Raw genomic sequence first — 11,893 nt, 5'->3', positions numbered from 1 at the left:
TGGGATGTGCGCCGGAAAAGAGCCCGGCGCAGCATCTCATTCCGTTTATGCGCCGCGTTGCAGCAGCATGGACTTGATATGCCCGATCGCACGCGTCGGGTTCAAGCCTTTAGGACATACACTGACACAATTCATAATGCTATGGCAGCGGAAAACACTAAAAGCGTCGTCCAGATCATCTAAACGTTCTTGCGTTTCCGTGTCACGGCTGTCGATCAGGAAGCGATACGCCGCCAGCAGACCGGCAGGCCCGATGAACTTGTCCGGGTTCCACCAGAACGATGGGCAAGAGGTCGAGCAGCAGGCGCACAGAATGCACTCGTACAGACCGTCCAGCTTGGCGCGCTGCTCCGGCGACTGCAGGTGCTCGCGCGCCGGCGGGTTCTTGCCGTCGTTCAGCAGGTATGGCTTGATCTTTTCATACTGGGTATAGAACTGGCCCATATCCACCACCAGATCGCGCACCACCGGCAGGCCCGGCAGCGGACGGATCACGATCTTGCCGTTGCCTTTGCGCAGCGACGAAATCGGGGTGATGCACGCCAGGCCGTTTTTACCGTTCATGTTCAGGCCGTCGGAACCGCACACGCCTTCGCGGCATGAGCGACGGAACGACAGGGTCGGGTCTTTTTCTTTCAGCTGGATCAACGCATCCAGCAGCATCATGTCGCGACCTTCTTCCGCTTCCAGGGTGTAATCCTGCATGTGCGGCGCGTCATCGACATCCGGGTTGTAGCGATAAATGGAAAATTCGAGTTTCATCTGTCGATCTCCGCAATTAGTAAGAACGCACTTTCGGCGGGAATGCCGGGCGCAGCTTCGGTTGCATGTTCACTTCACGACGCGTCATGCTTTCCGATTGCGGCAGATACAGCGAATGGCACAGCCAGTTGGCGTCATCGCGTTCCGGGTAGTCGAAGCGGCTGTGTGCGCCACGGCTCTCGGTACGGAAGTTGGCCGACACGGCGGTGGAATACGCGGTCTCCATCAGGTTATCCAACTCCAGGCACTCGATGCGCTGGGTGTTGAACTCGCTGGAGGTATCGTCCAGGCGTGCGTTCTTCAGACGTTCACGGATCACTTTCAGTTCTTCCAGGCCCTTGGCCATCGCATCGCCTTCGCGGAATACCGAGAAGTTGTGCTGCATGCAAGACTGCAGCGCCTTGCGAATTTCGACCGGGTCTTCGCCGGAACGGGTGTTGTTCCAACGGTTCAGACGATCCAGCGAGGCTTCCACGTCGGAGTCGCTGGCGTCACGGCTCACGCCCTGCTCTTCCAGCGATTCCTGCAGGTGCATGCCGGCGGAACGGCCGAACACCACCAGGTCGAGCAGCGAGTTGCCGCCCAAGCGGTTGGCGCCGTGCACCGATACGCAGGCGATTTCGCCCACCGCGAACAGCCCCGGGATCACCACGTCTTCGCCTTTCTCGTTCACGGTCAACGCCTGGCCGGTCACCTTGGTCGGAATGCCGCCCATCATATAGTGACAGGTTGGGATAACCGGGATCGGCTCTTTCACCGGATCGACGTGCGCGAAGGTGCGGGACAGTTCAAGAATGCCCGGCAGACGGGATTCCAGCACCTCTTTACCCAGGTGATCCAGCTTCAGCTTGGCGTGCGGGCCCCAAGGACCGTCGCAGCCGCGGCCTTCGCGGATTTCGATCATGATCGAACGGGCAACCACGTCGCGGCCCGCCAGATCTTTGGCGTTCGGCGCATAACGCTCCATGAAGCGCTCGCCGTGTTTGTTCAGCAGGTAACCGCCTTCGCCGCGGCAGCCTTCGGTCACCAGCACGCCCGCGCCGGCGATGCCGGTCGGGTGGAACTGCCACATTTCCATGTCCTGCACCGGCACGCCGGCGCGCAGCGCCATGCCGACACCGTCGCCGGTGTTGATGTGGGCGTTGGTGGTGGACTGGTAAATACGGCCTGCGCCGCCGGTCGCCAGCACGGTGGCCTTGGCTTTGAAGTAAACCACTTCACCGGTTTCGATGCAGATAGCCGTGGTGCCAACCACCGCGCCGTCCTGGTTTTTCACCAGATCGAGCGCATACCACTCGGAGAAGATGGTGGTGTGGTTTTTCAGGTTTTGTTGGTACAGGGTGTGCAGCAGCGCGTGGCCGGTACGGTCGGCTGCGGCTGCGGTACGCGCCGCCTGCTCGCCGCCGAAGTTCAGCGACTGGCCGCCGAACGGGCGCTGATAGATGCGGCCGTCGTCCAGACGAGAGAACGGCAGGCCCATGTGTTCCAGTTCCAGAATCGCTTCCGGGCCGGTTTTACACATATATTCGATGGCGTCCTGGTCACCGATATAGTCGGAACCTTTCACCGTGTCGTACATATGCCATTCCCAGTTGTCCTCGTGGCTGTTGCCGAGCGCGACGGTGATGCCGCCCTGTGCGGACACGGTATGGGAACGGGTCGGGAAAACTTTGGACAGCAGGGCACAGGTCGAGCCCGCTTGGGAAATTTGCAGCGCGGCACGCATGCCCGCACCGCCGGCGCCGATTACGACGGCATCAAACTCTCTGACTGGCAGTTTCATTTAAGCACCCCACACTACGATTGTTCCGTACAGTAAATAGACCAGCAACGCGACCACGACAGCCAGCTGCAACACCAGGCGAACCGCCAGCGGCTTGACGTAGTCCGTCAGCACCTGCCACAGCCCGATCCAGGCGTGCACCAGAATCGACAGCAAGGTCAGCAGAGTGAACACTTTCGTAATGGAAGTGGCGAAGAAACCGCGCCAGATGTCATAAGTGAGTTCCGGGGCCGTGACGAAAAAACCCAGGATATACAGGACGTACAGGGTGATGATGATAGCGGAAGCGCGCAGCAGCAGCCAATCGTGCACGCCGTTGCGCCCTAATGCAGAAACGTTGTTTACCATACGAGGACTCCAGCCAGAACTGACAGCACGACGGTCAGACCGATCGCCACCTGGGCGGAACGGGTACCGGCGGCCAAACTCTCTTCGATGTAGCCAAAATCCATTAACAAGTGACGGATGCCACCGCAAATGTGATAGGCCAGCGCCGTGAGGATGCCCCAGAATATGAATTTGACGATGAAGCTATTCATGATGGCGGCCGCCTGCAGGAACCCCTCTTGGGAAGAGAGTGACAGGCCCAGCAGCCAGAGGAGGATACCCACGGCAACGAAGGTAATTACGCCAGAGACTCGGTGTAAGATAGACGCTATCGCAGTTACGGGGAACCGGATCGTTTGCAGATCCAAGTTGACAGGTCGTTGTTTTTTCACGTATTTGCCCACACAGCTCTTATTATTTTCCTTCCTCCGGGCCTGGGCGGGGATCAGACAGCGTTAAGAGCCTAAAACCCTTACACGTCACGCGCTCAAACATCAACATCCTCTGTGCTCAAACGGCGCGCATTTATAACGCTGGGTGCTCCTACTTCAGGGTAATCCGGAGACCTGGCGGCAGTATAGGAGGATCACATTCTGATTACAATTCTCATACAACCGCTTTGATAACATTTCCCCCGAACAGTGATTCAGATCACGAATTTCACAATTAGTGCAAAATTAATTATCTGATTTGACAAGAGATCAACATTTCCATTACATATAGGGGCACAAACGGTCCTATGATGCGCTATGGGTCAGCAGATACACTTCCCCCCGGGTTCGAGTTATGCAACAGTGTATTTGACGAACCTATCCCAATAGCCGTTGTTTCCCGCTCGATTTTGCCGGCGTCAAAAAGCAAATAAAGCAAATAAAAACAGATTATTGGGATAGGTTCACATCTCTTCGAACAGCTCATAGGTAAGATTAACAGACTATAACGAATTACTATGAATCGTTAACAACTGGTCACCCGTCTCGTTCGCCTGGTCAGCACTCTGTACCCTACCCGCGCACAGTTGCGCAGTCGCTCACAGAGTTAGCGTCCGCACCATTTTTTTGCGGGCAACCTGCAGAGATTTAAGGTATTTCAGTTGTTAGTGGTTTTTAAAATAAGGCGCTAAGGAGACAGTAAATGACTGATAAGAAAGCGACGCTAACCATTAACGACAGCGAAGCTCCGATCGAACTGGGCGTATTGACACCGACACTGGGCCCCGATGTCCTCGATGTCCGCGCTCTGGGTTCCAAAGGTTATTTCACATTTGATCCCGGCTTTACCTCCACCGCTTCTTGCGAATCCAAGATTACCTTCATCGACGGCGACAAAGGCGTGCTGCTGCACCGCGGCTTCCCTATCGAGCAGCTGGCGAAAGAATCTTCCTACCTGGAAGTGTGCTACATCCTGCTGTACGGCGAGACCCCAACGCCGGAAGAGTTCGAGACCTTCAAGACCACCGTCACCCGCCACACCATGATCCACGACCAGATCACCCATCTGTTCCGTGGCTTCCGTCGTGACTCGCACCCGATGGCGGTGCTGTGCGGCGTGACCGGCGCGCTGGCGGCGTTCTACCACGATGCGCTGGACGTCAACAACGAGCGTCACCGTGAAATCACCGCGTTCCGCCTGCTGTCCAAAATGCCGACCGTGGCGGCGATGTGCTACAAATACTCCCTGGGCCAGCCGTTCGTTTACCCGCGCAACGATCTGTCCTATGCCGGCAACTTCCTGCACATGATGTTCGCCACCCCGTGCGAAGAGTACGTGGTGAACCCGGTGTTGGAACGCGCCATGGACCGCATCCTGATCCTGCACGCCGACCATGAGCAGAACGCCTCTACCTCTACCGTGCGCACCGCCGGCTCTTCCGGCGCCAACCCGTTCGCCTGCATCGCGGCCGGCATCGCCTCCCTGTGGGGGCCGGCACACGGCGGCGCCAACGAAGCGGCGCTGAAAATGCTGGAAGAGATCAAGACCGTCGAGCACATTCCGGAATTCATCAAGCGCGCCAAGGACAAGAACGACTCCTTCCGCCTGATGGGCTTCGGCCACCGCGTGTACAAGAACTACGATCCGCGCGCTACCGTGATGCGCGAAACCTGTCACGAAGTGCTGAAAGAGCTGAACAAGAAGGACGACAACCTGCTGCAGGTCGCGATGGAGCTGGAACACATCGCGCTGAACGACCCGTACTTCATCGAGAAGAAACTGTACCCGAACGTCGACTTCTACTCCGGCATCATCCTGAAGGCGATGGGCATTCCTTCTTCCATGTTCACCGTAATCTTCGCCATTGCGCGCACCATCGGCTGGATCGCCCACTGGAACGAAATGCACGACGAAGGCATCAAAATTGCCCGTCCGCGTCAGCTGTATACCGGCTATGCCGAACGCGATTTCAAATCCCAGCTGAAAAACAAGTAAGCCGCTTTCCCGGCTGAAACCGCACAGCGCCGCCCCTTCGGGCGGCGTTTTTTTTGGTTATTTCTGGCAGCCCGGGCACCAATAAAACGGCCGCGACGACAGCTCGGTACGCACGATCATCTCACCGCAGCGTTCGCAGGGCTCGCCGCTGCGATGAAACACCTTGAAGCGAAACAGCGCGCCGTGATGCCGGTTGTCATCCGCCTGCCCGCGCGTCTGGTAGGAAAGGCGCGGCACCGCCAGCAATGCGTCCGCCAGGCGGCGCAGCGCTTCCGGCGGCAGATCCTGCGGTTTGTGCTGCGGCGCCAGTTCGGCCTGCCACAGGATTTCGGCGCGCAGATAGTTACCCAATCCGGCAAGAAACGCCTGGTCGAGCAGCATGCCGCCCAGCTGCCTGCGGCGAAAACGCGGCGTCAGCAACCGCTCCGCCACATCTTCCACCGTCAACGACATGTCCAACACGTCGGGGCCGATGCGTTGCAAAAACGGGTGCTGCTCTATCTCCTCGCGCGGCCCGACGGTAATGTCGGAAGCGCTGTAGAGCAATATCGCGCTGCGGGCGGTTTCCAGCCGCACCCGCAGATCGCGCCGGGTCTCCGGCGTCTCCCCGGCCGCCGCCACTTTCCACACGCCGTACAGCTGGTTGTGGCTGTACATCGTCAACCCATTGGAGAAATGGGTCAGCAGCGCCTTGCCGCGCGGCTCGATGGCGACGATGCGCTCGCCGAGCAGACGCTGGCGATAGTGTTTCAGCTGGGGAAAAGCGAAATCGACGGCGGTCAACGGCTGATCGATCACCGCCGCCGCCAGTTTGTCCGCCGCCCGGCGAATCTCCGGTCCTTCCGGCATAGACCACTCCTTACGTAGACCCGGCGCAGCCCGATGCGCCGGGGATTTTCTTGATTAATGCGTCGCGCCGCCCACCACTTTCAGATCGTGCTCCACCTGCAAAGCGATGGAAACGGCCAGCTCCAATGCAAACAGCACCGTCGAAGCCGCCATGCTCGGCGCGCCGGGGTGCGCCGCCGCCTGCTCCGGCAGGTACGGGATATGGATAAAGCCGCCCTTGACCTCGCGCTGGCCGCTCAAACGGTGCAGCAGGCCATACATGACATGGTTGCACACATAGGTGCCGGCGGTCTGCGAAACGGCGGCCGGAATGCCGGCCTCACGCATCGAACTGACCATCGCCTTGATCGGCAATGTACTGAAATAGGCCGCCGGGCCGCCGGCGACGATCGGCTCGTCCACCGGCTGTTGCCCCTGATTGTCGGGGATACGCGCATCGTCGACGTTGATCGCCACCCGTTCAATCGTGATGTCGGTGCGGCCGCCGGCCTGGCCGATAGCCAGCACCATCACCGGCTGCACCTCGTCGATCGCCGCATTGAGCGCCTCCAGCGCCGCGCCGAACACGCACGGCAGTTGGCGCGCCACGATGCGCGTGCCGACCAGCTCCATATCATTGAGCTGCTTCACCACTTCCCAGGAGGGGTTGAGGCGCTCGCCGCCAAACGGCTCAAAGCCGGTAATCAATACTTTTTGCATCCTTACTCCTACAGAAACATCAGGAAATACAGCAGGAACACGTTAACCAACAGCAGTAGCACGCCGGTCGGCACCTGCGCCTTGATCACCGCATTCTTGTCCGGCAGCTCCAGCAGCGCCGCCGGCACGATGTTGAAGTTCGCCGCCATCGGCGTCATCAGGGTGCCGCAATAGCCGGAGAACATGCCGATCGCCGCCATCACCGCCGGGTTGCCGCCGTGCTGCAACACCAGGATCGGAATGCCGATGCCGGCGGTAACGATCGGGAAAGCGGCGAAGGCGTTGCCCATCACCATGGTCAGCACAGCCATACCGATAGCGTAGACCGCCACGGCGATAAAGCGGTTATCCACCGCCAGATACTCCTGGGTCAAATGCGAGATCGCGGTGCCGACGCCGGCGACGGTAAACAGCAGCCCCAGCGTGGCGAGGATCTGCGGCAGAATGAACGCCCAGCCGATCGAATCCAGCAGGCGCCGCGCTTCCTGTATCGGCTGCAGGGCCTTCTCATGGGTCATTTTCACCGCGATCGCCAGACCGATCAGGCAGCCGACGGTCATCGAGAACAGGGTGATCAGCGTCGCATGGTTGCCGCTGCCGAATACCGCGCTTTGCAACGCCGGCACGTTGTTGAACAGCAGCACGCCGATCACCGTCACCACCGGGATTGCCAGAGCGGGGATAAACAGCTTGTTGCCCAGGCGCTTGGCGCTGGCCTCGCGCTCCTGCGGCGTCCGTTGATGATAGCTGCCGAGGCGCACACCGCCGAAACCGGCAATCAGGGCCATCACCACCACCACCACGCCAACTATGATGTGCAGCATGCGTTTTTCGTTGCTACCCTCGCCCAGCACGTCGCCCAGCAGGCGGTAAGTCCAGTCGCCGACCAGGAACACCAGGCCGTACAGCCCCCAAAACAGCCCGGTGGTGATGCGGCGCGGGTTGGCGCGATCGCGGAAGGACATCACCGCCACAATCAGCAGCACCGCGCCGGCCAGCCAGTAGAGATATTGTTGCTGGAAGTTCATCGTGCCTCCCCCTTCGCCTGCAGCGCCGCCTGATTCAGCTGCGCCAGCTCTGCGCTCAGCTGCTTATCCATCCGATACAGCCGGAACGCGTGGATCAGGAAAGCGAAAATCGCGGTCGGAATGCCCCACAGCGCGATATGCAGCGGCTCGGTCTGAATGCCGCCGGACTCCAGCATAAAGTTGTGCATGAAGATGATCGCGCCGAAGGCGACGAAGATATCCTCGCCGAAGAACAGCCCGACGTTGTCGGTCGCGGCCGACATGGCGCGCAAACGGTGGCGCGTGCGCTCCGGCAGCTCGCCGTAGCGGTTTTCCGTTGCCCCTTCCGCCATCGGCGCCAGCAGCGGCCGCACCATCTGCGGATGCCCGCCCAGGCTGGTCAGCCCCATCGCCGCGGTAATCTCGCGCACGAACAGGTAGACGATCAGCAGACGGCCGGCGGTGGCGCTTTTGATCCTGGCGATCCACGCCTGCGCCCGTTCTTTCAGCCCGTGGCGCTCCAGCAGGCCGATCACCGCCAGCGGCAACAGCAGGATCAGCGGCAGGTTGCGGGTGTTGAGAAAGCCCTCGCCGAGCTTTTCCAGAATGACGTCCAGCGGCATCAGCGCCGCCAAACCGGTGATGATGCCGGCGGCGATCACCACCAGCACCGGGTTGAAACGCAATACAAACCCGACCACGATGGCGGCGATGCCAATCAGTGGCCAGAGATTCACGGCCTGTTCCATAGTCTTCCCTCGATATTTTCTAATAGTTTTTTGCTTGTGATGTTGTGTCTTGCTTTATTGCTTTACTGCTCCGCGCTGACGCGGATGCCCTGCTGAACAAAACTGTCCCGCAGCTTGCGCGCATACGCCAGCGCATGCTCGCCGTCCCCGTGCAGGCAGACGGTTTCCGCCTGAACGGCAGTCCAGACGCCATCCACGCTGCGCACCCGGTGATGGCGCACCATCTCCAGCGTTTGCGCCAGCGCCTGTTCGTCATCCTCAATCAGCGCCCCCGGCAAACCGCGCGGCACCAGCGTGCCGTCGGCCTGATAGCCGCGATCGGCGAACACCTCTTGCCGGGTGGTCAGACCGAGTTGTTCCCCGGCGCGAATCAGCTCGCTGCCGGCCAGCCCCACCAGCCGCAGCGCCGGATCGACCGCCTGCACCGCCCGGGCGATCGCTTCCGCCAGCGCCGGCTCAACCGCCGCCTGGTTGTACAGCATGCCGTGCGGCTTAACGTGCACCATCACCCCGCCCTCGGCGCGGGCGATGGCCGCCAGCGCCCCGAGCTGATACACCACCTGCGCGTACACCGTTTCCGGCGGCAGCTGCATGCGGGTGCGGCCGAAGTTCTCCCGATCGGGAAAACTCGGGTGGGCGCCGATCGCCACGCCGTACTGCAATGCCCAGCGCACCGACTGACGCATGGTCTGCGCATCGCCGGCGTGAAAGCCGCAGGCGATGTTGGCCGAGCTCACCAGTTGCAACAGCGCCTGGTCGTTGGCGCAGCCTTCGCCGAGATCGGCGTTCAAATCAACGATCATGTAACCCCCAGGCAATCTGTCGAAGGAAGAGATCCTGCTCGGCTTTGGCGCGCTGCGCCTCGGCCAGTGAGCAGAGAACGAAGTGGATCGGTTCGCCGAGACGGATCTGCGCCAAGTGGTAGAGATCGGCCTCTATCACACAGGCGATACGCGGGTAACCGCCGGTGGTTTGCGCATCGGCCATCAGCACGATCGGCTGGCCGTTGTGCGGCACCTGCACCACGCCGGACAGCAGGCCGTGCGACAGCATCTCTCGATCGGTGGTGCGCTCCAGCGGCGTGCCGCCGTGCAGGCGGTAGCCCATGCGGTTGCTCTGCGGGCTGAGCTGCCAGGCGGTGCGCCAGAACGTGTCCTGCGCCTCTTCGCTGAACTCAGCGTACTCCGGCCCCGGCAGCGCGCGAATGCGGTTGGTGAACAGCAGCTGCTTCACGCCGCAACGGTGTTGCGGCAGCACGGTGGATTTGCCCAGCGGCAGCCGATCGCCGTCCTTCAGATTACGGCCTTCGTGGCCGCCAAAGGCGGCTTTCATGTCGGTGCTGCACGAGCCCAGCATTTCCGGCACGGCGATGCCGCCCGAGATCGCCAGGTAGCTGCGCATGCCGCGTTTCGGCGTGCCCAGCGCCAGCCGCTGCCCCTTTTTCACCGGGTAGCGCCAGCCGGTCCACAGCGGCTTGCCGTCCAGCTGCGCGTCGCAGCCGGCACCGGTCAAGGCGATCCAGCCAGGGCGGGTAAACTCGGCGCTGAACTGGCCGAGGGTGATCTCCAGCCCGGCGGCCTCCGGCGCATTGCCCACCAGCAGGTTGGCGATCTTCAGCGCCGGTTGATCCAGCGCCCCGCCGGTGCTGATGCCCAGGCGGCGGAATCCCTCGCGGCCCAAATCCTGCACCGTGGTATAGATGCCGGCACGCAGAATAATCAGCATACGCCCTCCTTCTGCGGCACGAAGCGCACGTTATCGCCCGGGCGCAGCAGCGTCGGCGGCATTTCATGCGGATTGAACAGCGCCAGCGGCGTGCGGCCGATCAGCTGCCAGCCGCCGGGCGTCACCAGCGGATAGATACCGGTCTGGCCGCCGCCGATGCCGACGGAGCCGGCCGCCACCGCCAGACGCGGTTCCGCGCGGCGCGGCGTCGCCAGAAGTTCCGGCATGCCGCCCAAATAGGAGAAGCCCGGCTGAAAGCCGAGGAAATAGACCACGTAGGCCGCCGCCGCGTGGCATTCCACCACCTGCCGCGGCGTCATGCCGGTATGGCGCGCCACTTCATCCAGATCGGGGCCTTGCTCCCCGCCGTAGACCACCGGAATATCCACCTGGCGCGATTCCGGCGTCAGGCTCTCTTTGCTTTCCCAGCCTTGCTGCAGCAGCGCGAGCATCGCTTCGGCGTCGGCCTGCGGCGTATGCAGCAACAGCGTCAGGTTGTTCATCCCCGGCACCACTTCCCGCACGTCGGGGTGGTGATTCAGCTTTTCCGCCAGCGCCCAGATGCGCTGCTGGCTCGGTAAGGTCACCGGCGGCGACAGTTCAAGCACTACCGCTCTTTCACCCAACAGGTAATAACGTGCTTGTTGCACCCTTATTCTCCTTATTATTATCGCGATGAAAAACACACCAGTTATGCGTGACGCGGCCCCGGCTGTCAATAGAACGCAACCATAAGGAAAATAAGGAAATAGCGCGGTAAAAGGATTCAGCCGGCGCACAGGCCGGGCTGGATCCGGGGAAGAAAAAAATCAGGCGGGATTCGGGATATCGATAAAGGTCACATCAAAGCCGTGGTGCTGCGCCAGCCAGTCGCCCAGCGCCTTCACGCCGCCGCGCTCGGTGGCGTGGTGGCCGGCGGCGAAGAAATGCACGCCCATTTCGCGCGCGCTGTGAATGGTCTGCTCAGACACTTCACCGCTGATGAACGCATCGACGCCAAAGCGCGCCGCGCTGTCGATAAAGCCCTGGCCGCCGCCGGTGCACCAGGCCACCCGGCGAATGTGCTCAGGCGCGTTATCGCCGCAGTGCAGCACCGCGCGCCCCAGCCGGCTTTCGATACGCTGCTGCAGCGCTTCGCCGGTCAGCGGCTGTTCAAATTCGCCGTGCGGCACCAGCGGCTCGACGTCGCCAATCACCCGAATACCCAGCGCCTGCGCCAGCTGCGCGTTGTTGCCCAGCACCGGATGCGCGTCCAGCGGCAGGTGGTAGCCGTACAGGTTGATATCGTGGGTCAGCAGCGTTTTCAGGCGGTTGCGCTTCATGCCGCGCACCGCCGGCGCCTCGTTTTTCCAGAAATAGCCGTGGTGCACGATAATCGCGTCGGCCTGATGCGCCACCGCGGCGTCCAGCAGCGCCTGACAGGCGGTGACGCCGGTCACGATGCGCTGCACGTGCGGGCGGCCTTCTACCTGCAATCCGTTGGGGGCGTAGTCCTGAAACGCCGCGGCGTTCAGTTCCGTGTTGATCAGTTGTTCCAGATCGAGGTTACGCATTCTCTTCTCTCT

13 protein-coding genes are annotated in these 11,893 nt (G+C 61.3%); 1 reads left to right on the top strand and 12 read right to left on the bottom strand.

Features of this window, described 5'->3' with window-relative positions; translation table 11 throughout:
- Window positions 1-45: 45 nt before the first annotated feature.
- Genes ACJ8HH_RS01870 through sdhC form a run of 4 tightly spaced genes read right to left on the bottom strand, consistent with a single transcriptional unit; the run spans window position 46 to window position 3,276 of the window.
- Window positions 46-762 carry a succinate dehydrogenase iron-sulfur subunit gene (locus tag ACJ8HH_RS01870; RefSeq protein WP_004939885.1) on the bottom strand — a complete coding sequence of 239 codons (717 nt, stop codon included), beginning with the start codon at window positions 760-762 and terminating at the stop codon, window positions 46-48.
- A gap of 16 nt (window positions 763-778) precedes the next feature.
- Window positions 779-2,545, bottom strand: coding sequence for a succinate dehydrogenase flavoprotein subunit (gene sdhA / locus ACJ8HH_RS01865; protein WP_015376974.1), 1,767 nt, complete (start codon window positions 2,543-2,545; stop codon window positions 779-781).
- Window positions 2,546-2,893: a succinate dehydrogenase membrane anchor subunit gene (gene sdhD, locus ACJ8HH_RS01860; protein WP_004939891.1), complete on the bottom strand. Its 348-nt coding sequence runs from the start codon at window positions 2,891-2,893 to the stop codon at window positions 2,546-2,548. It abuts the gene before it with no gap.
- Window positions 2,887-3,276: a succinate dehydrogenase cytochrome b556 subunit gene (sdhC, locus tag ACJ8HH_RS01855; RefSeq protein ID WP_004939893.1), complete on the bottom strand. Its 390-nt coding sequence runs from the start codon at window positions 3,274-3,276 to the stop codon at window positions 2,887-2,889. The genes sdhD and sdhC overlap by 7 nt, the downstream gene beginning before the upstream one ends.
- Window positions 3,277-4,006: 730 nt before the next feature.
- Between sdhC and ACJ8HH_RS01850 the strand changes: the two genes are divergently transcribed.
- On the top strand, window positions 4,007-5,299 hold the full coding sequence (locus ACJ8HH_RS01850) for a citrate synthase (RefSeq protein ID WP_016928730.1): 1,293 nt from the start codon (window positions 4,007-4,009) through the stop codon (window positions 5,297-5,299).
- A 57-nt stretch (window positions 5,300-5,356) separates the two neighbouring features.
- On the opposite strand, the gene nei is transcribed toward ACJ8HH_RS01850, so the two are convergent.
- From nei to ACJ8HH_RS01810, 8 genes are all read right to left on the bottom strand, one after another.
- Window positions 5,357-6,148, bottom strand: coding sequence for an endonuclease VIII (gene nei, locus ACJ8HH_RS01845; protein ID WP_033647160.1), 792 nt, complete (start codon window positions 6,146-6,148; stop codon window positions 5,357-5,359).
- Window positions 6,149-6,202: 54 nt separating this feature from the next.
- Window positions 6,203-6,847, bottom strand: a complete 645-nt coding sequence (pcp, locus tag ACJ8HH_RS01840; RefSeq protein ID WP_016928732.1) for a pyroglutamyl-peptidase I — start codon at window positions 6,845-6,847, stop codon at window positions 6,203-6,205.
- Window positions 6,848-6,855: 8 nt separating this feature from the next.
- Window positions 6,856-7,875, bottom strand: coding sequence for a DUF979 domain-containing protein (locus ACJ8HH_RS01835; protein WP_033655164.1), 1,020 nt, complete (start codon window positions 7,873-7,875; stop codon window positions 6,856-6,858).
- The gene (locus ACJ8HH_RS01830; protein WP_015376970.1) at window positions 7,872-8,603 is read right to left on the bottom strand and encodes a DUF969 domain-containing protein; all 732 of its coding nucleotides are present in this window, start codon (window positions 8,601-8,603) and stop codon (window positions 7,872-7,874) included. The genes ACJ8HH_RS01835 and ACJ8HH_RS01830 overlap by 4 nt, the downstream gene beginning before the upstream one ends.
- 62 nt (window positions 8,604-8,665) lie before the next feature.
- Window positions 8,666-9,406, bottom strand: a complete 741-nt coding sequence (gene pxpA, locus ACJ8HH_RS01825; protein WP_033647161.1) for a 5-oxoprolinase subunit PxpA — start codon at window positions 9,404-9,406, stop codon at window positions 8,666-8,668.
- Window positions 9,396-10,328, bottom strand: coding sequence for a 5-oxoprolinase subunit PxpC (gene pxpC, locus ACJ8HH_RS01820; RefSeq protein ID WP_049221828.1), 933 nt, complete (start codon window positions 10,326-10,328; stop codon window positions 9,396-9,398). Before pxpC ends, pxpA begins: the two co-directional genes overlap by 11 nt.
- On the bottom strand, window positions 10,322-10,978 hold the full coding sequence (gene pxpB, locus ACJ8HH_RS01815) for a 5-oxoprolinase subunit PxpB (RefSeq protein WP_110621179.1): 657 nt from the start codon (window positions 10,976-10,978) through the stop codon (window positions 10,322-10,324). The genes pxpC and pxpB overlap by 7 nt, the downstream gene beginning before the upstream one ends.
- A gap of 159 nt (window positions 10,979-11,137) precedes the next feature.
- Window positions 11,138-11,881, bottom strand: a complete 744-nt coding sequence (locus ACJ8HH_RS01810; protein WP_025301873.1) for a type 2 GTP cyclohydrolase I — start codon at window positions 11,879-11,881, stop codon at window positions 11,138-11,140.
- Between the last annotated feature and the right edge of the window lie 12 nt (window positions 11,882-11,893).

The sequence above is a fragment of the Serratia sp. CY32780 genome (genome assembly GCF_052169135.1).
GTDB classification, from domain to species: Bacteria; Pseudomonadota; Gammaproteobacteria; order Enterobacterales; family Enterobacteriaceae; genus Serratia; species Serratia sarumanii.
The sequence above is the reverse complement of the archived record's forward strand: the minus strand, read 5'-3'. Positions and strand labels throughout refer to the sequence as shown.

What these genes read in the sequence shown, in the direction of transcription:
- ACJ8HH_RS01810 (WP_025301873.1), bottom strand. Translation starts at nt 11,881, where the DNA reads ATGCGTAACCTCGATCTGGAACAACTGATCAACACGGAACTGAACGCC.
- ACJ8HH_RS01870 (WP_004939885.1), bottom strand. Translation starts at nt 762, where the DNA reads ATGAAACTCGAATTTTCCATTTATCGCTACAACCCGGATGTCGATGAC.
- nei (WP_033647160.1), bottom strand. Translation starts at nt 6,148, where the DNA reads ATGCCGGAAGGACCGGAGATTCGCCGGGCGGCGGACAAACTGGCGGCG.
- ACJ8HH_RS01850 (WP_016928730.1), top strand. Translation starts at nt 4,007, where the DNA reads ATGACTGATAAGAAAGCGACGCTAACCATTAACGACAGCGAAGCTCCG.
- ACJ8HH_RS01835 (WP_033655164.1), bottom strand. Translation starts at nt 7,875, where the DNA reads ATGAACTTCCAGCAACAATATCTCTACTGGCTGGCCGGCGCGGTGCTG.
- pcp (WP_016928732.1), bottom strand. Translation starts at nt 6,847, where the DNA reads ATGCAAAAAGTATTGATTACCGGCTTTGAGCCGTTTGGCGGCGAGCGC.
- ACJ8HH_RS01830 (WP_015376970.1), bottom strand. Translation starts at nt 8,603, where the DNA reads ATGGAACAGGCCGTGAATCTCTGGCCACTGATTGGCATCGCCGCCATC.
- pxpC (WP_049221828.1), bottom strand. Translation starts at nt 10,328, where the DNA reads ATGCTGATTATTCTGCGTGCCGGCATCTATACCACGGTGCAGGATTTG.
- pxpA (WP_033647161.1), bottom strand. Translation starts at nt 9,406, where the DNA reads ATGATCGTTGATTTGAACGCCGATCTCGGCGAAGGCTGCGCCAACGAC.
- sdhA (WP_015376974.1), bottom strand. Translation starts at nt 2,545, where the DNA reads ATGAAACTGCCAGTCAGAGAGTTTGATGCCGTCGTAATCGGCGCCGGC.
- sdhD (WP_004939891.1), bottom strand. Translation starts at nt 2,893, where the DNA reads ATGGTAAACAACGTTTCTGCATTAGGGCGCAACGGCGTGCACGATTGG.